The sequence below is a fragment of the Cellulosimicrobium sp. I38E genome (genome assembly GCF_001647255.1).
Classification (GTDB): domain Bacteria; phylum Actinomycetota; class Actinomycetes; order Actinomycetales; family Cellulomonadaceae; genus Cellulosimicrobium; species Cellulosimicrobium cellulans_E.
Genome location: NZ_LUAZ01000020.1, coordinates 61,624 through 80,309, shown reverse-complemented (window position 1 = coordinate 80,309; position 18,686 = coordinate 61,624). Strand labels below are relative to the sequence as shown.

Below are 18,686 nucleotides of genomic sequence, written 5' to 3'. Positions count from 1 at the left end.
GGTGGGGGAGTAGGTGTACCAGGAGAACGCGGCGCCGCGGGGGCAGCCGCGGGGTTCGTACTCGGGGGAGTCGGGGCCGACGGAGGGGTAGTCGGTCTGCTGGGTCTCCCAGGTGATGATGCCGTCCTTGACGTAGACCTTCCAGGAGCAGGACCCGGTGCAGTTCACGCCGTGGGTGGAGCGCACGACCTTGTCGTGGGACCAGCGGTCGCGGTAGAACACGTCGCCCTGGCGCCCGCCGGTCAGGAACACCTGCCGCAGGTCGTCCGACACCCGCCCGCGCTTGAGGTGCTTCCCCAGCCTGAGCAGCGCGTCCTCGACGGGCCCGTCGGACGTCGTCGTCATGCCGCGCTCCCGTCGCCTGCCCCGGCGAGGGAACCCACCGGACGCGCCCGAGAGGGCACGCGCACCGGCGACGCTGACGGCACGGACACGTACGACATACGAGCCTCCTGGGGCGAGCAGGGACGGCGGGGGTCGGTCCACAGCCACTATGCCCAGAACGGGTGGATCGCGCGCGCCGAGCGCACCCCGTCGGGAGACCGGGCAGCGCGGCGCGCGCAGGTCGTTACCGTGGCGCCATGAGCGCACCCACCGGACGGCCCGCAGGCGCGACCGTCGCCGTCGTCACCGTGTCCGACCGCTGCTCGCGCGGCGAGGCCGAGGACCGCTCCGGGCCGCTGCTCGCGGGGCTCCTCGGTGCCGCGGGCTGGGCCGTCGTCACGGACCTCGTGCCCGACGGCGTCGCCTCCGTGCGCGACGCCGTCGCCCGGGCCGCGGCCGGGGGAGCGCGCGTCGTGCTCACGACCGGAGGGACCGGCGTCGGCCCGCGCGACCTCACGCCCGAGGGGACGCGCGAGGTCCTGGTGCAGGACGTGCCGGGCATCGCGGAGGAGCTGCGCCGGCGCGGCGCCGTCAACGTGCCGGCGGCCGTCCTCTCGCGCGGCCTGGCGGGGATCGCGTCAGGGCCGGAGGGCCGGGTGCTCGTCGTGAACCTGCCCGGGTCGACCGGCGGCGTGCGCGACGGCTGGGCCGTCCTCGAGCCGCTCCTGCCGCACGTGCTCGCCCAGCTCGACGGCGGCGACCACTGACGGTGGTTCAGCCGCCGGCGAAGGGAGGCAGCACGTCGACGGTCTCGTCGGCGCCGACCGGGGTGCCGTCGCTCGACGCGCGCACGCCGCCGACGAGGAGCGAGCAGCGGGGGAGCACGTCCGCCAGGGCGGCGTGCCGGACGACGAGCGCCGCGTGCAGCTCGCCGACCGTGGCCGCGTCGACGGTCTCGGTCTCGGTGCCGGCGGCGTCTCGCGCCCCGGCGAAGTACCGGACGGTCGCCATCCGTCAGTCCTGCGTCTCGGCCGGCGCCGCGGTGCCGGGCAGCTCGGGCTCCGGCGTCCACGCCAGCGCGAGCTCGGCGGCGCGGTCGAGGACGTCCTGCACGGTGCGGCCCGAGCCGTCGTGCGCGGCCAGCCCGGCGACGTAGCCCGCGACGAACGTCGTGAGCGGCGCGGCGGGACGCTCGATACCGTGCGCGGCGTCGCGCGCGAGGTCGAGGATCGCGCCGATGTCCACCACCTGCGGGTCGAGGTCGAGGTCGCTCGCCAGCGCGTCGACCCAGCGCTCGAGGTTCGTCATCGGGGCCTCCTGCGGTCCGTCGGGGTGTCGTCGGGCGCCGGTACCGCACCCGCGCCCAGGCGGCGGTCCTGCTCGCGGGCATCTTCCCACGTGTCCACGTCGTCGGTGGCGCCGTCCTCGTCGGGGACCGCGAGCGCGGGCAGGTCGGCGAGCAGGCGGCGCACCGACGCGCCGTGCACCGCGGGGAGCGCCGCGAGCGCGTCGGCGAGCGCCGCCCGCTCGTACAGCCCCACGAGCCACTGGTCGCGCCCGCCGCGCACCGCGTGCACCGCCACCTCGTCCGCCCGGTGGCGCGCCGCGGCGAGCAGAGCGGGCACCGCCTCCGCGGCCCGGGGGACGTCGCACGCGAGGACGAGCACCCAGGGCGCGCCGCCGTCGTCGGGCCCGGGGAGCGCGCTCAGCCCGGCCGCGATGCCCGCGACGGGCCCGCCGAACGGCGGGTCCTCGCGCGTCAGGGTGTAGCGGGCGGGGTCGGCGAGCTCCTCCGGCCCGACGACGACCGTCCGCCCCGCGCCGGCGGTCGCCGCGAGCGCGTGCTCCAGCAGCGACCGACCCCCGACGACGACGCCCGGCTTGGGCGTCCCCAGCCGCTCCGCCCGGCCCCCGGCCAGCACGACGGCGTCGAACGGGAACGCCGGGTCGGCGGGTCGCGGCTCCGTCACGGCTCGCGGTGCCAGTCGCCGGACTTGCCGCCGGTCTTGGCGACGAGGCGGACGTCCGTGAGCTCGACGGACTTGTCGAGCCCCTTGACCATGTCGACGACCGCGAGCCCCGCGACGGCGACGGCGGTGAGCGCCTCCATCTCGACGCCCGTGCGGTCGGCGGTGCGCACGGTCGCGGTGACGTCGACGCCGTGGTCGCCCACGACGAGGTCGACGACGGCGCCGTGCACCCCGATGACGTGGGCGAGCGGCAGCAGCTCCGCCGTGCGCTTGGCGCCCGCGATGCCCGCGATCCGCGCGACGGCGAGCACGTCGCCCTTGGGGACCGTGCCGTCGCGCAGCGCGGCGACGATCTCCGGGGAGCACCGCACGACCCCGGTCGCCGTCGCGGAGCGGACGGTGGGCTGCTTGGCGGTGACGTCGACCATGCGCGCGTGGCCGCGCTCGTCGAGGTGCGTGAAGTCGTGCGTGGGGCTCATGGCGCCACTCTCGCACGCGCGACCCGCCGCGCGGGCGGGCCGGAGGACCCTCGCGTGCGCCGGGGTCCGCGAGCCGCGAGGATCGGTCCATGCGCAGCTCACTCCTCGACCATGCCGAGCGCTCCGTCGAGCCCGGCTCCTTCCAGCTCCAGAACGACCGCATGCTCAAGGTGGACCTCCGCGGCACGGGCGGGTTCTTCTTCGCCAAGCAGGGGTCGATGGTCGCCTACCAGGGCGACGTCGACTTCGCGTACGAGGGCAGCGGCGGCCTCGGCAAGATGTTCAAGAAGGCGTTCACGGGCGAGGGCATGTCGCTCATGAAGGTGTCCGGCAGCGGCGACGTCTTCCTCACCCAGGAGGCGGACCAGGTGTTCGTGCTGCACCTGGAGGACGAGGGCGTGACCGTCAACGGCGCGAACGTGCTCGCGTTCGAGAGCTCGCTGACCTGGGACATCAACCGCGTCGAGGGAGCCTCGATGCTCAGCGGCGGGCTGTTCAACACGACGTTCACCGGGACCGGCGCGCTCGCCGTGACGGCGTTCGGCACGCCCGTCGTGCTCGACGTCGACGTCCCGACGTACGTCGACATGCAGGCCGCCGTGCTGTGGTCGACGTCGCTGCAGTCCTCGATCCGCAAGACGGCGAAGCTCGCCGCGGCGATCGGGCGCGGGTCGGGCGAGGCGTACCAGCTCGCGCTCTCCGGGCAGGGGATCGTCGTCGTGCAGGCCTCGGAGGGCCACCCGCCGCCCGCGCAGAAGTGACCCCGGCGGTCAGTCCAGGAGCAGCACCCGGACGGCGTCGCCGGGCTCGACGGCCGTGACGTCGGCGCCGACGACGGCGAGCGCGTCGGCGTGCGCGAGCGCGCTCACGCGGTGCGAGCCGGAGCCCCGTGCCCCCGCGGGGTCGGACCCCGGGCCGCGGTGCCGACCAGCGGGGACCACCTGCCCGCCGTCGGGCGCGGTGTGCCGCACGAGCACGAGCTGCTCGCGCCCGGACGGCGACGACCAGCCCTCCCCGGCGACGCGTCCCACGAGCGACCGGCCCGTGCCGGGGACGCCTCGGAGGCGGTCGAGGACGGGCCGGACGAACAGCTCGAACGACACGAAGGCGCTCACGGGGTTGCCGGGAAGCGCGAGCCAGGGGACGCCGCGCCACCGCGCGATCCCCTGCGGCTTGCCGGGCTGCATGCCGACCGCGACGAGCCGCGCGTCGTCGACCGCGCCCTCCCACGCCGTCCCGGCGCGCGTCGCGGGGTCGAGGACCTCGCGCACGACGTCGAACGCGCCCGCGCTCACCCCGCCCGTGGAGACGAGGAGGTCCGGCAGGGCACCGTCGAACGCGGCCAGCAGGTCGTCGAGGGCCGCGACGAGCGCGGGGGCGGTGTCGCCGACCGCGCCCCGCCGCACCACGCGCGCGCCCGCCGCGCGGGCCGACGCGGCGAGCAGGACGGAGTTGGAGTCGGGGATCCGGCCCGGACCCGGAGCGGTCCCCGGCGCCACGAGCTCGCTGCCGGTGGAGAGCACGGCCACGCGTGGCGCGCGGTGCACGCGCACGGTCGCGTGCCCCGCGGACGCGGCGACGGACACGTGGCGCGCGGTGAGCACGACCCCCGCCTCGACGACGACGTCCCCGCGGCGCACGTCCTCGCCGCGCGCCCGCACGTTGCTGCGCGTCGCGTCGTGGATCTCGACCGTGGCTGGGCCGCTCCCGGCCGCGCCGGGCGTGAAGCGCCCGGTGGACGTGCGCTCGACGGGCACGACGACGTCGCCGCCGCGGGGCACGGGGGCCCCGGTCATGATCCGGACCGCCTCGCCGGGGCCGAGGGGGGCGTCGGGTCCCGGGGCCCCGGCCGCCACGTCGCCGACCACGCGCAGCACCACGGGCGACCCCGTACCCGCCCCCGCCACGTCGGCCGAACGCACCGCGTAGCCGTCCATCGCGGAGGCGTCGAACGCGGGCGCGTCGAGCGTCGAGACGACGTCCGCGGCGAGGACCGCCCCGACCGCGTGCTCGAGCGGGAGGTCCGCCGTCGGCGTCGGGCGGACGAGCGCGAGCGCGTCGTCGGCGTGCTGGGCGATCGTCCGGCGCGGCTCGCGGGTCATGCCCGCACCGTAGCGGAGCCCGGGTGCCGACTCCCGGGGAGTGGGCTAGGTTGGAGGGCGGAGTCATGAAGCGGCCCGAAGCCCCCCGAAACTTGGGAGGACACCATGGCCTCGATCTCCGTGACCACCAGCCACAGCCCTGAGCAGACCACGCCCGTGCGGCCCGCAGCCCTCGCCGAGGTGCTCGCCGTGGGCACGCACCTCCTCGTGGGGCAGTACCGCGTCGAGCTCGGCTCCGGGACCTGGTGGTGGTCGGACGAGGTGTACACGATGCACGGCTGGACGCCGGGGGACGTCGAACCGAGCCTGGACGCCCTGCGCTCGCGCAAGCACCCCGACGACCGCGCCCGCGTCGTCCGCGCCGCGACGGAGGCGATCCGGTCCGGCCGTCCCTTCTCGTGCGCGCACCGCATCGTCGACGGGCACGGCAAGGCCCGGTCCGTCGTCGTGACGGGGCAGGGGCGTCGGGACGCCCGGGGCCGCGTCGTCGAGATCGCCGGGTACGTCGTCGACGTCAGCCCGACCCACAAGGAAGCGCTCGAGCGCGAGTCGCAGCGCGCCGTGACGCGTGCGTTCGTCAGCCAGGCCGCCGTCGAGCAGGTCAAGGGAGTGCTCATGGCCGTGCACGGCGTCGACGACGTCGCGGCGAGCCAGCTCCTCGCCGAGGCCGCCGGCGAGGCCGGCGTCCCGGTCCAGGAGACCGCTGCGCAGGTCATGCGGGCGCTGAGCAAGGCCGGCGGGGTGGGCCCGACGGCGGAGGCGACGCTCGCCGGGGCGTTCGCCGCCGTGCGCCCGGTCGCCCGGCCGCGCGCGCACGACGCGCAGCTCGCGCGACGTCGTGAGCCGGCCCGCTCCTGACGCCCCGGTGACCGCACGTCGACAGGACGGAGGGACGAGATGACGGACGAGAAGGCCTTCCCGGCCCAGCAGCAGGAGCCGCCCGGCCTGACCGGTCCCATGGAGCCGGCACCCGACCACGGCGAGGAGTCGTACCGCGGCAGCGGGCGGCTCGAGGGGCGTCGCGCCCTCGTGACGGGCGGCGACTCGGGCATCGGGCGCGCGGTGGCCATCGCGTTCGCGCGGGAGGGCGCCGACGTCGCGATCGGCTACCTGCCGGAGGAGCAGGAGGACGCCGAGGAGACGGCACGCTGGGTGCGCGAGGCGGGCCGCACGTGCGCCCTCCTGCCCGGCGACCTGACCGAGGAGGCGACGGCGCGTGCCCTGCCCGGGCGTGCCGTCGCGGAGCTCGGCGGCCTCGACGTGCTCGTCAACAACGCCGGGTTCCAGATGGCGCGGCGCGAGTCGATCGAGGACGTCACGACGGACGAGATCGACCGCGTCCTCAAGACGAACCTCTACGCGCTGCTCTGGGTCACGCAGTCGGCGCTCGAGCACCTGGGGGAGGGGTCGGCGATCGTCAACAACTCGTCGATCCAGGCTTTCCAGCCGTCGACGTCGCTGCTCGACTACGCGTCGACCAAGGCCGCGATCAACAACCTCACGGTCAACCTCGCGGCCGAGCTCGGGCCACGGGGCATCCGGGTCAACGCCGTCGCGCCGGGTCCCATCTGGACCCCGCTCCAGCCGGCGACCCAGCCCGAGGAGAAGATCGAGAAGTTCGGGCAGGACACCCCGCTCGGGCGGGCGGGGCAGCCGGGCGAGGTCGCCCCGGCGTTCGTCTTCCTCGCCTCCCCGACGGACGCGAGCTACGTCTCCGGCACCGTGCTCGGGGTGACGGGAGGCAAGCCCGTGTTCTAGGGCTGGGAAGAGGAAGAGACCTCCCCGTGCGGGCCGCGGACGGATCGGCCGAGGGCCGCGACCCGCCCGGGAGGGTCGGAGGGCGGGCGTGCGCGCCCGCCCGGGGGCGGGTCCGCCGCGAGAGCGACGGTGCCCGTGGGACCCAGCCGCCACGCCCTGTGCGGGCGAGACGGCCACCGCCCCCGACCCGCCCGGGCACCACGCCCGGGCGGGGCCTCCGGCACGACCGGTGAGGCGAGCGCGACGCAGTGCGGGGCCCGTCTCGCCGGGTACCGGCTGCCGCGCGAGCGATCTACGCTGGGGCCGGGGAACCGTGAGGAGGCCGAGATGACGAGCATCGAGCAGAGCGTCGAGCAGGGGACCGTCGGCATGCCGGCGGGCCCGGGTGCCACCGTCCCGACACCGCAGGCCGAGACCGTCGCCGGGGTGCCGGACGTCGTGGGCGGCACCGAGGAGCAGGGCGTCGCCGCGCTCGTCGCCGACGCCGCCCGGGCGCTCGCCGACGAGCCGACCCTCCAGCAGACCCTCGACCGCGTCGTCGAGCTCGCCGTGTCGATGGTGGACGGGTGCGAGTCCGCGGGAGTCTCGCTCGTCACGCGCGGACGTATCGAGAGCCCGGCCGTCTCCGACCCGCTCGTCGCGCGCGGCGACGAGCTCCAGTACGAGCTCCGCGAGGGGCCGTGCCTGGACGCGGTGCACGACCACGCGCTCGTCGAGTCGGGCGACATCGAGTCCGACGCACGCTGGCCGCTGTGGGCGCCCGCCGTCGCGCGCGAGCTCGGCGTCCGGTCGATGCTGTGCGTGCAGCTCTACACGTCGGAGAACGCGCACGGCGCGCTCAACATGTACTCGACGGCGCCCGACGCGTTCGGGGTCGACGACCATCACCTCGCGTCGACGTTCGCCGCCGTCGCGGCGGCCGCGATCTCGGCCGCGCGGACCGAGGAGCAGCTCCAGTCCGCCGTCCAGACCCGCACCCTCATCGGGCAGGCGCAGGGGATCGTCATGGAGCGCTACTCGCTCACGCCCGGGCGCGCGTTCGCGGTGCTGAGCCGGGTGTCCCAGGACGCGAACATCAAGCTCGTCGACATCGCGCGCCAGGTCGTGGAGACGCGGCGCATCCCCGGGGTCGGGGCGGACTGACGCGCGAGGGCGCTCCGCCGAGCCCGACGACCGGGCGGATCAGTCGAGCGTGCCCCGCGGCTCCTCGTCGCCCGCGCCGTCCGCACCCTCGAGGAGCCGGTCGATGCGACGGCGGGCGGCGTCGTCGACCAGCCCGACGCCCGTGATCGAACCGTCGACGACGCCCGCGACCAGCCGGCGCGCGAGCTCCCGCACGGGCACGTTGGCGTCGTTCGACCGACGGCGCAGCAGCTCGAACGCGTCGTCCGGCCCCATCGCGAACGCGGTCATGAGGACGCCCTTCGCCTGCTCGATCACCGAGCGGGACGCGTCGGCCGCGCGGATCGACGCCGTCGCCTCGCGGCGCGCCGCCTCCTCGTGCGCGGTCGTCAGGTCCACGAAGTACCCCACGACCGCCCCCGAGGCCCCGCCGTCGAGGCGGCGGCCCTGCGCGGCCACGGCGAGCGTGCGAGTTCGGCCCGTCGCGTCCACGATGCGGTGCATGGACCCGAACGGCTCCCCGGTGCGCGCCGCCTGCGCGAGCTCGCTCGCGACGCGCTCGCGGTCCTCGGGGTGCTTGTGGGACAGGACGAGGGCCGTCGTCGGGACGACCTCGCCGGGCGCGAAGCCGTGCATCTCGTACACCTCGTCCGACCACCACCACGTGTCCGTGGCGACGTCGACGCGGAATCGGCCGACCGGCTGGGGGTCACCCGGGCCGAGCGCGGCGAGGAGGTCGGCGAGAGCCGGAGGCACGACGCCGTCGGGTTCCGCGACGTCGGAGGGCAGGGCAGCGTCCATCGATGGGGGTCCCCGGAGATCGATCAGGACGGAGCCGATTCCTGACCCCAGCAGAAGGAAGATTATCCCAGGGGCGGCGAGAGGGAGGACTCATGACCACGCAGGTCAGCGACGGACGTGACGAGTCGGCGGACGAACGGTCGGACCGCAACTGGGCCGAGCTGCTCCAGGAGCTGCGCGTCATGCAGATGGGCGTGCAGATCCTCACGGGGTTCCTGCTCACGCTGCCGTTCCAGCAGCGCTTCGGTGACCTCGACACGTTCCAGACCGGCGTCTACCTCACCCTCGTGGCGCTCGCCGTGCTGTCCACCGGCCTGTTCGTCACGCCCGTGAGCCTGCACCGCGCGCTGTTCCGCAAGCACCGCAAGACGGCGCTCGTCACGATGAGCGACCGCATCGCCCGGGTCGGCGTGCTCGTCCTCGCGTTCGTCGTCACCGGGACGGTCCTGCTCGTGGTCGACGTCGTCGTGAACCGCACCGCGGCGCTGTGGTCGAGCGGCTGCGCCCTCGTCCTGCTCGTCGGTCTCTGGTTCCTCCTCCCGCGCCTCGTCGCCCGGGGTCCGGCCTCTCCTGCCTCCCCGTGACCTCGCGAGCGAGAGCCCTCGTGACGCGAGGTGGACCCGGTCCCGTGAGGCAGACCGGGTCTTCTTCGGCACCGGCGGTTCTGTCCGGGGGGATCAGGTCGAGGTGGCGGCGCGGGCCTGGACGCCGCGGCGGACGGGCCCGAGGGTGAACAGCAGGGTGAGGAGCGCGGTGAGCGCGAGGAGGGCGAAGCCGAGGCCGTAGGTGCCCTCGAGCTGGTAGACGACGCCCATGAGCAGCGGCGGGATGAAGCCGCCGAGGCCGCCGGCCGCGCCGACGAGGCCGGTGACGGCGCCGACCTTCTCGACCGGCGCGACCTTCGAGACGAGCGCGAACGTGGCGCCCGACGACGCGCCGAGCGCGGCCGCGAGGCCGAGGAACGCGACGGTGCCGACCGGCACGAGCGACGGCTGGAACGCGACGACCGCGGCGAGCGCCGTCACGACGGCGAAGCACACGACGGAGACGGGCACACCGCCGAACCGGTCGGACAGCGCCCCGCCCACGGGCCGCATCAGGACGGCGAGCACGACGAACCCGGCGGTGCGGGCGGCGGCGTCGGAGGCGGTGAGGTCGTACGCGTTGACGAGGAACGTGGGCAGGTAGACGGAGAACGCGACGAAGCCGCCGAACCCGACGGCGTAGAGCCACGAGAGCTGGAGGGTGGCGGGCAGGCGGAACGTCGCCCACGTGCGCGACCAGAACCCGCCGGCGGGTGCGGCCGCGCGGCCCGGCGGGACGCGCAGCAGGAGCCACGACACGACGGCGAACACGGCGAGGACGGCGGCGACGAGGAGGAACGGCGCGGCGTCGCCCCACGCGTCGCGGATGCGGACCGTGGTGAACGCGGAGATCGCCGTGCCGCCCATCCCCATGCCGAAGATCCCGACGGCGGTGCCGCGGCGGGCGGGCGGGTACCAGGCGTTGACGAACGGGACGCCGACGGCGAAGGCCGTCCCGCCGAGGCCGAGGAAGAACCCGCCGACGAGCAGCGCGACGAAGCTGTCCGCGACGAGCCCGACGAAGAGGACCGGAAGGATGGTCAGCGCGCTGACGAGCGGGAACATGACGCGCGCGCCGTAGCGGTCGGTGAGCGCGCCCACGGGGATGCGCCCGAGGGACCCGACCACGACCGGCACGGCGACGAGGACGGAGACCTGCACGTCCGTGAGGTCGTAGAGCTGCCCGTACGCCGCGCCCAGCGGGCTGATGAGCGCCCACGCCCAGAAGTTCACGGCGAACCCGATCGTCGCGAGGACGAGCATGAGGGTCGGGGAGGTGGACGGGGACGTCGTCGTCGGGGTGGGACCGACGGTCCCGCTCGCGTCCTGCTGCGCCATGGCGACTCCTGGTGGGAGGTGCCCGTCGCCGGGCACGGGAGGTCGTTGCGTCGAGCGACTCCACGCTAACGACGCTCGTCGCGCCCCGCGCGGCGAACCCCCCGTACCGTGGGGGCGTGCTCGACTGGCTCTTCGGGGGCGTGGCCCTGCTCAACGTGTACGCGCTCGCCCTCGTGGTGCTGCGCGCCCCGCTGTACCGCACGCGCCTGTACCGGCCGATGCTGCTCAACATCGGGCTGTCGATCGCCCCGGTCCTGGTGCTGGGCCTGGTCGTCCTCGTGGACGCCGTGCTCATCGCGGGCGGCGCGCCGCCGTGGGTGATCCTCACCGTCGCGGTCGCCGGGTTCCTCGTCTGGCTCCTCCTGCTGCCCAACGCCGGGTACCTCGTCACCGAGCTCAACTACAGCCACCGGCAGGAGGGGGAGGACGTCCCGCTCTGGTACGACATCGTCGCGGTCCTCACGCTCGCGATGTCGGGCGTCATGAACACGGTGGTCAACGTGTTCCTCGCGCAGGCGCTGTTCGTCCTCGTGCTGTACCCGAACGACGACGACCCGTTCCACCGGCCGGCGTCGTGGGTCGCGGTGCTCGTCGTCCTGGCCCTGGTGTCGGTGGGCATCTACCTGGGCCGGTACGTGCGCTTCAACAGCTGGGACCTGGCCCACCCGGTGGAGTTCGTGCGCAAGCTCGTGCGGCACTTCCGCGCCCGCGGCGCCGTCCGGGACGCCCTGCTGTTCGTCCTGCTGCACACGTTGTTCTTCGCGTTCATGTACGCGATCGTCATGGGGCCGGTCACGACCCTCCTCGTCCGCGGGGCCTGACGGCGGCGTCGCCCGCCCCGTAGGATGCGCGCCGTGACGTCGACCGCGCCGAGGGCTGCCCGCAGCGTCCCGCTGCTCCGCGCGGTCGTCGGGACGTGGCCGCGCCGCATCGCCCTGGCGGTCGCGCTCGGCCTCGTCGCCGGGACGGCGGCGGCCGGCGGGTTCGCGCAGCACGTCGCCGCCGACGCGGGGCCCGCCCACGCCGCCGCGGGGGAGCCCGTCCCGACGGGACCGTTCGACCTGACGGTGCGGTCGTGGTCCGTGACGGACGCGGTGCAGGTCTCCACGCTCGAGGACTCCGGCGCCGACGCCTGGCTCGTCGTGGTCGTGGGCGCCCTCGACACCGACCGGGAGCCGCGCCGCCTGGACCGCACCGCCGTGACACTCCCGGACGACCTGCCGGGCGGCCTGGCGCTGGCAGGCGACGCGGAGCAGGACCGCCCGGACCCGACGCTGCTCGTGCGCGACGCCTCGGTCTACCCCCTGCTCCAGCCCGGCCTGCCGGAGGACGTGGCGCTGCTGTGGCCGGTGACGGTCCCGGAGGGCGGCACGACGTCCGCCGCGCCCGACGAGCCGCTCACCGTCACCCTCCCGGCGTTCCGCTACCGCGACATGACGGTCGGCGGCGGGCGCCGCTGGGCCGAGACGGGTGCCGTGGTGCTCGTGGACGCCCCGCCCGGGGACGTCCCGCCGGAGATCGTGGACCCGCCCGAGGACGAGGAGGCGTGGTGACCGAGCCCACCGTGGAGACGACGACCACCACCGCGACCGCCGGCGAGCCTGTCCCGGAGGCCGGTGAGCCCGCCGCGGCCGCGCGCCCGCGTCGAGCGGACGTCGTCGTGACCGTCGTCCTGCTCGTCCTCGCCGTGGGCGTCGGGGCCGCCGTGGCGCGCGTCGACGCGTGGTGGCCCACGCTCACGGCGACGACGTCGCGTGGCGACGTGGGCGACGTCGTCACCGCCGGACCGCTGCGGGTGCGCGTCGACGACGTGCGCACCGGCGCGGTGCTCGAGGACGGTTTCGACACCCTGACGACCGACGGCGTCTGGGTCGCCGTCGACCTCGCGGTGTCCGGCACGACGAAGGAGGCGGGCATCGAGGCGCTCGAGCTGCGCGACGCCGAGGGACGCGACCACGCGGCGTCGCACCGCGTGAGCAGCTCGATGACGAGCACGTTCGTGGACCCGGACGTCCCCGAGGCCGGGACGGTCGTCGTCGAGGTGCCGGCACGCGCGCTCGAGGGCGACGTCGTGCTGAGGGTGCTCACGGAGCACGACGACGCGGACATCGACCGTCCGCAGGCGGTCGCCGAGATCGACCTCGGCCGGCTCGAGCTGCCCGCGGCGGACGCCGTCGTCGAGGTGCTGCCTCCCGCGCTCGTTCCCGGGGGGTGGGGCGGATGAGCGGGAGGTCGGGCGCGAGGCCGGGCGGGGCATCGAGCGTGGGATGGTGGCGCGCGAACCGCTGGTGGCTGGTCGTGCTGGCGGGAGCGCTCGCGGCGCTCGGCACGCTCACCTGGCGTTCCGACGCGGTGCAGGGGTGGTGGGCGTCGGAGCCGCACCGCGCGCACACGGCGGACGCCGAGGGCTGGGCGCAGGTCGGCGACGTCCGGGCGCGGCTCGCCGGGATCGAGGAGGTCGACTGGCTCGACGACGGGTACGGGGACCGCATCGAAGCCCCGGAGGGCTACACGCTCTGGGCCGTCGACGTGTCGCTGCGATCCGATGCGCCCGCCGCCCCGGCGAGCGAGGAGGAGACGTACTCGTCGTGCGAGGTCGTGCTGCGCGACGCCGCCGGGCGCGAGTTCACGGCGGGGGCGTCGGCGCTGCCGGGCATGCCGTTCCCCGAGGCGCCGGTGTGCACGGGCGCCGTCTCGAGCCGCAGCACGCAGTACTTCCTCACGCCCGACGGCGCCGTGCCCGCCGAGGTGCGTCTCGTCGAGCCGGAGCTCCTCCCCGCCTACTGGTCGCTGCCCGTCCCCGACGTGGCCTGACGGCGCCGGGTGCGCAGCGCCGACGGCAGGCCGAGGCTCGCGAGGAGCGCGTCCGCGGCGGCGGCGAGGAGCACGGTCGTGAGCACCTGCACGACCACCGTCGCGACGATCTCGAGCGGGCCGACCAGCGCGCGCCAGGCGACGATCCCGGGCTGGCCGACGATGGCCTGGGCTGCCGTGTAGACGACCTGCTCGCCGAGCGTCAGGAGCGCGAACGCGACGCAGAAGAGCAGCACGGCGCTCCACCGGCTGCGCCACAGCATGCCGACGGCGCCCACGAGGCCGCCGAACCGGCGGCCGGGGTCGAGCATGAGCTCCCAGGCCTTGCGCGCGCCGCTCTCGCCGAGCGTCCGGTTGAACCGGTCGACGACGCGCGTCGCGCGACCCGTGGGCTCGCCGCCGCCCTGCGTCGCGTGCGCCGGGTCGACGACGTCGATCGCCTCGACGCCGTAGACGATCGTGCCGAGGGTGAGCCACGCGAGCGGCACGACGAGGCCGGTGACGACGCCCGCGAGGAGGAGGGACGTCGTCGGGCCCAGGGCGTCGACGAGCGGCTTGAGCACGTCGACGCGCGCGACGACGCCGTCCCACCACGTGGTGGTCTCGACGACGACCACGCGCGACGTCCACCACTCGCGCACGCGCCCGACGACGGCGGTGACGGTGAACGCGCCGACGACGATCCACACGACCTCGCAGTACCCCGCCGCGATGCGGACGGCGGCGGAGCGCGCGCTGCGCCGCGTGTCGCCGCCCGCCGCGGAGACGCCGCGGTCGACGCGCTTGGCGAGGCGCTCGAGCAGCGTCCGGGCGAGCAGCGCGCCCGCGACGACGAGCACGACGGTGAGCCCGAAGCCCTCGGGGATCGGGCTCGCCGTCTCGATCCCGGAACCGGCCGCGAACGCATGGTCGAGCGCCGCGGAGTCGATGTACGACTGCCAGTCGGACGACAGGCCGCCGTAGAACTCGTAGATGACGAGATAGGGCACGAGGACCGACGCGATCGAGCCGAGCAGCGCCCGGACCTCGAGCCGGTCGCGCTCGGTGCGTGGCTCGCGGCGCAGGACGTGCAGCATGACCACGATGCCGACGACGGTCGCGAGCGGCGAGAAGCACAGCACGAGCAGGCCGAGCACCCCGGACGACGGTGCGACGGCGAGCGCGGCCCGCAGCGCGAGCTCGTGGACGACCTCGGCGAGGACGGCGATCGCGACGAGCGCGGGCCAGTGCCGGGACAGCAGGCGACCCGCGTCGGCGAGCACGCGCAGGCCGGAGCGCAGGACCGGGTCCTGGGGGACCGTCGTCGCGCTCTCTGGGCTCTCAGGGGTCGCCGGTGGGGCCGTCACGCGCGCCAGGGTACCGGTGCGCTCCCGAACCCGGGGTCGTTCCCCTCGTCGTAGCGATCGTGAGGAACGACCCCGGGTTCGAGCGGTGGTTAGGACGCGCGCGCCGCGAGGCGGGAGACGAACCGCTTGGCCTCCTTGCCGGCGAACCGGCGCGCGAGGACCCCGACGCCCGCGGCGACGGCGGCGAACGTGACGGCCGAGACGATGCCGACCTCGTCGTCGTCGAGGTCCTTGGGGGCGTCGTGACCGGTGACCTTCGCCCAGACGAACGTGACGAGCTTCTGCGCGGCCCAGCCCGCGGCGAAGGTGAGGGCGACGGTCCCGACCTTCAGGGCCAGGGTCTGCTCGGTCTCGTTCGTGTCGGCCACGAGGGTCCTCCGTGAGTCGGGGCGCCGGTCGGCGCGGGCGTGCTCCCACCGTAGTGCGAACCGACGACCCCTCGCCCGCCCGGCGCGCATCGGGCGGGCGAGGGGATCCGTCACTCCTGGCTCACCGCGTCGAGCACGCGCAGCCGGGCCGCGCGCGTCGCGGGCCAGGCCGCCGCGACGACCCCGACGACGGCGGCGAGCGCGAGCATCGCGCCGAGCTGGGCCCAGGGCACCGCGAGGGTCGTGAAGCCCTCGTCCGCGAGGACGGACGGGAGCGCAGCGGCCAGGCCCGTCCCCACGACCAGCCCGACCGCCGTCCCGAACACCGCGACGAGCACCGACTCGATGGCGATCGTCGTGGCGAGCTGGGCACGCCCCAGCCCGACGGCGCGCAGGAGCCCGATCTCGCGCGTCCGTTCGACGACCGACAGGGCCAGCGTGTTGACGATCCCGAGGACGGCGACGAGCACGGACAGTCCGAGCAGCGCGTAGACGATCGCGAGGATCGACTCGACCTGCGACGCGACCTCCCCGGCGAACTCGTCGGCGTCGAGCACGCTCGCGACGACGTAGGGCGCGACGGCGTCTGTCACGGCGCTCCGCACGGCCGCGAGGTCGGCGCCCGGTTCGATGTCGAGGAACAGCATCTCGGGTGTCGTCGCGCCGACGGCGGAGGCGACGTCCGGCGGCAGGAGCATGTCGACGGAGAACGCGTGGGAGTCGATCACCGCGCCGATGCGGACGTCGTGCGCCGGGAGATCGGGCCGGGTGGGGTCGGCGATCGTCACGACGTCGCCGAGCGCCCAGCCGTGCTCGTCGAGCGCGTCCTCCATGACGGCCGCCTCCCCGCGGGCGTACGCGCCGAGGTCGCCCTCGACCGCCGTCGTGCGGACCGAGCGGCCGAAGCCCTCGACCGGGAACCCGACCACGAGCTGCGGCTCGTCGTCGACGGCGACCTGCCCGTACGTCGTGAGGTCGGCGGACGCGACGCCGGGCACGGCGCGGACGTCGGCCGCGACGCCCTCCGGGAGGTACGGGGTCGCGGACCGGACGACGAGGTCGGCGGCCGTCTCCTCGTCGACGATGCCGGTCACGGACTCGCGTGCCGAGAGCGCGAGGACCGACGTCGTCGACACGAGCGCCATGCCGACGACGAGCGCCCCGGCGGTCGCGGCCGTGCGCCGCGGCTGGCGCGTCACGTTGCCGCGCGCGAGACCGCCGAGGGGCCGGACCACCGCGACGAACGGCGCGGCGAGGACGCCCAGCACGGGGCCGACCGCGAGCGGGGAGAGGAGCAGCACGCCCGCGATCACCCCGACCGCGCCGAGGCCCAGGAGCGGTGCGCCGCCGCCCCCGACCGCCGCAGCGCCCACCACGAGCGCGGTGCCGGCGAGCAGGGTCAGCGTCCCCGTGACGACCCGGGCGCCCCCTGGACCGGCGGGGCGCACGACGTCGGCCCGCATGGCCTCGACGGGCCGGACGAGCGCCGCGTGCCGCGCGGGCAGGGCCGCCGCGAGGACGGACACCACGACACCGACGACGAGCGGGACCACGATCCCGGCGGTCGTCACGGGCAGCGACGCGGCGAGCTCCATGCCCACCGCGCCGAGCCCGGCCCGGGCGAGCTCGGCGAGCCCGAACCCGGCGGCGACGCCCAGCACCGCACCGACGACCCCCACGACCGCGGCCTGCCCCAGCACGGACGCGAACACCTGGGCCGGCGACGCCCCGACGGCGCGCAGCAGCGCGAGCTCGCGTGTGCGGCGGCGCACGTGCATCGCGAACGTGTTGGTGATGATGAACGTGCCGACGAACAGGGCGAGCGCGGCGAACACGAGCAGGAACGTCGAGACGAAGCCGAGCTGGTCGGCGATGGCGCTGCTCGTCTCGTCGCGCAGGTCGCCACCCGTCACGGCTTCGGCACCGTCGGGGAGCGCCGTCGCCACGGCGTCACGCAGCGCCTCGGGGGAGATGCCGTCGGCGGCGTACAGGGCGATCGACGGCACGACGCCGTCCGGCGCGTACGTCGCGGCGGCCGTCTCGGTGTCGAGCAGGACGATGGTCGCGCCCGCCATGGGCGCGGACAGCGAGAGCTCGCCGACGACCCGCACGGGCCGCACCTCGTCGCCGAGCACGACGTCGGTCGTGTCGCCCACGGCGAGCCCCGACGCCTCGAGCGTCGCGGACTCGAGCGCGACCTCGTCGGCGCCCTCCGGTGCGCGGCCCTCCACGACGCGCGGCCCGGGGTCGCGGGGGTCGTAGCCGACGGCCATGCTCGGCGCCTGCGTGCTGAGCACGGCGGTGCCGTCGGCGCCCACGAGGACGGCCGGGCCGCTCACCTCCGCGAGCGCGAGGTCGACGTCGTCGCGCGCGTCGAGCGTGCCGGCCAGGTCCGCCGGGACGAGGCTGCGGGCCCCGCCGAGCTGCGCGGACGACGACTCGAGCGCGGACCCGGCGGCGGTCCCGCCGCGCACGTACGCGTCGGCCTGGATCGACGACGCGACGATGCCGTCGAACGTCGACGCGAGCATCGCGCGCAGCGCGAACGTGCCGGTGACGAACGCGACGCCGATCGTCACCGCAAGGACGGACAGCACGAGCTGCGCGCCGTGCGCGCGCACGCCGCGCAGCGCGATCCGGCCCATCATCGGACGGCCGCCGGTGCGGGCACGGCCCGGGCGGCGTGCGCGCCCGCGGGCGCCGCGGGTGTGAGAGCACCGAGCGTGTCGAGGACGGCCTGCGGCGTGGGGTCGCGCAGCTCGGTCATGAGGCGGCCGTCGGCGAGGAACAGGACGCGGTGCGCGTACGACGCCGCCGTCGGGTCGTGCGTGACCACGGCGACGGACTGGCCGAGGTCGTCCACCGAGGCGCGCAGGAAGCCGAGCACCTCCGCGGCGGCGCGCGAGTCGAGGTTGCCCGTCGGCTCGTCCGCGAACACGACGGCCGGCCGGGACACGAGCGCCCGCGCGCACGCGACGCGCTGCTGCTGCCCGCCCGAGAGCTCCGCCGGGCGGTGCCCGAGCCGCGGGCGCAGCCCGACGGCGTCGACCACGCGCTCGAACCACTCCCGGTCCACGGGCCGCCGCGCGATCGCGAGCGGCAGCACGATGTTCTCCTCCGCGGTGAGCGTCGGGACGAGGTTGAACGACTGGAAGACGAAGCCGATGCGCGTGCGCCGCAGCCGCGTCAGGTGCCGCTCGCTCATCGCCGAGACGGTCTCGCCGTCCACGACGACGGTCCCCGCCGTGGGCGAGTCCAGTCCGGCGAGGCAGTGCATGAGGGTCGACTTGCCCGACCCGGACGGGCCCATGATCGCGGTCAGGCGTCCCCGCTCGAGGTCGACGTCGACGCCGTCCAGGGCGCGGACCGCGGCCTCGCCGCGCCCGTAGGTCTTCACGAGGCCCCGCGCGGTCGCGATCACGGGACGCTCCGGCGTGGTTCCCGAGGCTCCTGCGGCTCCCGTGGCGTGCTCCGCGGACGCGGCGACGGTCGTCGTCGCACCCGTCGTCCCAGGTCTGCTGCTCATCGGTCCTTCTCCTCCTGCGTCGTCGGCCGGGGACCCCGGGCCGGTCGTCACGACCTTCCCGCGGGGGCGCACCCCCGGGCATCGGGGACCGGCCCGGACCCTTCCCCGGTCGCCGCAGGGCCGCTCTCAGGGTTCTCTCAGGGGGATTCCCGAG

At 75.6% G+C, this 18,686-nt stretch carries 22 protein-coding genes; 10 read left to right on the top strand and 12 right to left on the bottom strand.

Annotation, left to right across the window (positions count from 1 at the left end; all coding sequences use genetic code 11):
- Positions 1–345, bottom strand: a 345-nt coding sequence (locus A0J59_RS07510; RefSeq protein ID WP_156532878.1) for a hypothetical protein, incomplete at its 3' end; no start/stop codon positions are given.
- A gap of 236 nt (positions 346–581) precedes the next feature.
- Here A0J59_RS07510 and A0J59_RS07505 point away from each other — a divergent pair.
- On the top strand, positions 582–1,091 hold the full coding sequence (locus A0J59_RS07505) for a molybdenum cofactor biosynthesis protein B (RefSeq protein ID WP_053370607.1): 510 nt from the start codon (positions 582–584) through the stop codon (positions 1,089–1,091).
- Positions 1,092–1,098: 7 nt separating this feature from the next.
- On the opposite strand, the gene A0J59_RS07500 is transcribed toward A0J59_RS07505, so the two are convergent.
- Genes A0J59_RS07500 through moaC form a run of 4 tightly spaced genes read right to left on the bottom strand, consistent with a single transcriptional unit; the run spans position 1,099 to position 2,773 of the window.
- Positions 1,099–1,335: a MoaD/ThiS family protein gene (locus A0J59_RS07500; protein WP_064315712.1), complete on the bottom strand. Its 237-nt coding sequence runs from the start codon at positions 1,333–1,335 to the stop codon at positions 1,099–1,101.
- Between the two features lie 3 nt (positions 1,336–1,338).
- Complete coding sequence (locus A0J59_RS21145) at positions 1,339–1,632, bottom strand: DUF6457 domain-containing protein (RefSeq protein ID WP_047233670.1); 294 nt, start codon at positions 1,630–1,632, stop codon at positions 1,339–1,341.
- Positions 1,629–2,294 (bottom strand): molybdenum cofactor guanylyltransferase, encoded by a 666-nt coding sequence (locus A0J59_RS21140; RefSeq protein ID WP_255365066.1) that lies wholly within the window; start codon positions 2,292–2,294, stop codon positions 1,629–1,631. Before A0J59_RS21140 ends, A0J59_RS21145 begins: the two co-directional genes overlap by 4 nt.
- Positions 2,291–2,773 (bottom strand): cyclic pyranopterin monophosphate synthase MoaC, encoded by a 483-nt coding sequence (gene moaC, locus A0J59_RS07490; protein WP_047233669.1) that lies wholly within the window; start codon positions 2,771–2,773, stop codon positions 2,291–2,293. Before moaC ends, A0J59_RS21140 begins: the two co-directional genes overlap by 4 nt.
- Positions 2,774–2,862: 89 nt before the next feature.
- Between moaC and A0J59_RS07485 the strand changes: the two genes are divergently transcribed.
- Entirely contained in the window at positions 2,863–3,534 is a 672-nt protein-coding gene (locus tag A0J59_RS07485; protein ID WP_064315711.1) for an AIM24 family protein, read from the top strand.
- Positions 3,535–3,543: 9 nt separating this feature from the next.
- Here the strand turns inward: A0J59_RS07485 and glp are convergent, their stop codons facing one another.
- Entirely contained in the window at positions 3,544–4,875 is a 1,332-nt protein-coding gene (gene glp, locus A0J59_RS07480) for a gephyrin-like molybdotransferase Glp (RefSeq protein WP_064315710.1), read from the bottom strand.
- Between the two features lie 105 nt (positions 4,876–4,980).
- On the opposite strand from glp, the gene A0J59_RS07475 reads away from it, so the two are divergent.
- The 3 genes from A0J59_RS07475 to A0J59_RS07465 all read left to right on the top strand — a co-directional run bounded on the left by A0J59_RS07475 (position 4,981) and on the right by A0J59_RS07465 (position 7,776).
- Positions 4,981–5,733, top strand: coding sequence for a PAS and ANTAR domain-containing protein (locus A0J59_RS07475; protein WP_053370610.1), 753 nt, complete (start codon positions 4,981–4,983; stop codon positions 5,731–5,733).
- 39 nt (positions 5,734–5,772) lie between these two features.
- A complete protein-coding gene (locus A0J59_RS07470) occupies positions 5,773–6,633 on the top strand; it encodes an SDR family oxidoreductase (protein WP_047233666.1) in 861 nt (286 codons plus the stop codon).
- Between the two features lie 327 nt (positions 6,634–6,960).
- Positions 6,961–7,776: a GAF and ANTAR domain-containing protein gene (locus A0J59_RS07465; protein WP_231581870.1), complete on the top strand. Its 816-nt coding sequence runs from the start codon at positions 6,961–6,963 to the stop codon at positions 7,774–7,776.
- A gap of 39 nt (positions 7,777–7,815) precedes the next feature.
- Here A0J59_RS07465 and A0J59_RS07460 read toward each other — a convergent pair whose 3' ends face one another.
- Positions 7,816–8,556 carry a PAS and ANTAR domain-containing protein gene (locus A0J59_RS07460; RefSeq protein WP_053370611.1) on the bottom strand — a complete coding sequence of 247 codons (741 nt, stop codon included), beginning with the start codon at positions 8,554–8,556 and terminating at the stop codon, positions 7,816–7,818.
- A gap of 92 nt (positions 8,557–8,648) precedes the next feature.
- Between A0J59_RS07460 and A0J59_RS07455 the strand changes: the two genes are divergently transcribed.
- Entirely contained in the window at positions 8,649–9,140 is a 492-nt protein-coding gene (locus A0J59_RS07455) for a DUF6328 family protein (RefSeq protein WP_047233665.1), read from the top strand.
- A gap of 93 nt (positions 9,141–9,233) precedes the next feature.
- Here the strand turns inward: A0J59_RS07455 and A0J59_RS07450 are convergent, their stop codons facing one another.
- Complete coding sequence (locus A0J59_RS07450) at positions 9,234–10,478, bottom strand: nitrate/nitrite transporter (protein WP_047233664.1); 1,245 nt, start codon at positions 10,476–10,478, stop codon at positions 9,234–9,236.
- Between the two features lie 116 nt (positions 10,479–10,594).
- Here A0J59_RS07450 and A0J59_RS07445 point away from each other — a divergent pair, with 116 nt between their 5' ends.
- Genes A0J59_RS07445 through A0J59_RS07430 form a run of 4 tightly spaced genes read left to right on the top strand, consistent with a single transcriptional unit; the run spans position 10,595 to position 13,292 of the window.
- On the top strand, positions 10,595–11,299 hold the full coding sequence (locus A0J59_RS07445; RefSeq protein WP_047233663.1) for a DUF1361 domain-containing protein: 705 nt from the start codon (positions 10,595–10,597) through the stop codon (positions 11,297–11,299).
- A gap of 33 nt (positions 11,300–11,332) precedes the next feature.
- Positions 11,333–12,031, top strand: coding sequence for a hypothetical protein (locus A0J59_RS07440; RefSeq protein WP_156532877.1), 699 nt, complete (start codon positions 11,333–11,335; stop codon positions 12,029–12,031).
- On the top strand, positions 12,028–12,702 hold the full coding sequence (locus A0J59_RS07435) for a hypothetical protein (protein ID WP_156532875.1): 675 nt from the start codon (positions 12,028–12,030) through the stop codon (positions 12,700–12,702). The genes A0J59_RS07440 and A0J59_RS07435 overlap by 4 nt, the downstream gene beginning before the upstream one ends.
- Positions 12,703–12,740: 38 nt before the next feature.
- Positions 12,741–13,292: a hypothetical protein gene (locus A0J59_RS07430; RefSeq protein ID WP_064315707.1), complete on the top strand. Its 552-nt coding sequence runs from the start codon at positions 12,741–12,743 to the stop codon at positions 13,290–13,292.
- Here the strand turns inward: A0J59_RS07430 and A0J59_RS07425 are convergent.
- The 4 genes from A0J59_RS07425 to A0J59_RS07410 form a co-directional block, all read right to left on the bottom strand.
- Positions 13,259–14,638, bottom strand: coding sequence for a hypothetical protein (locus tag A0J59_RS07425; protein ID WP_064315706.1), 1,380 nt, complete (start codon positions 14,636–14,638; stop codon positions 13,259–13,261). The genes A0J59_RS07430 and A0J59_RS07425 overlap by 34 nt on opposite strands.
- Before the next feature lie 89 nt (positions 14,639–14,727).
- A complete protein-coding gene (locus A0J59_RS07420; protein ID WP_255365063.1) occupies positions 14,728–15,006 on the bottom strand; it encodes a DUF4235 domain-containing protein in 279 nt (92 codons plus the stop codon).
- 110 nt (positions 15,007–15,116) lie between these two features.
- Positions 15,117–17,651 carry an ABC transporter permease gene (locus A0J59_RS07415; RefSeq protein WP_064315705.1) on the bottom strand — a complete coding sequence of 845 codons (2,535 nt, stop codon included), beginning with the start codon at positions 17,649–17,651 and terminating at the stop codon, positions 15,117–15,119.
- The gene (locus A0J59_RS07410; RefSeq protein WP_082918826.1) at positions 17,651–18,532 is read right to left on the bottom strand and encodes an ABC transporter ATP-binding protein; all 882 of its coding nucleotides are present in this window, start codon (positions 18,530–18,532) and stop codon (positions 17,651–17,653) included. The genes A0J59_RS07415 and A0J59_RS07410 overlap by 1 nt, the downstream gene beginning before the upstream one ends.
- Positions 18,533–18,686 lie beyond the last annotated feature (154 nt).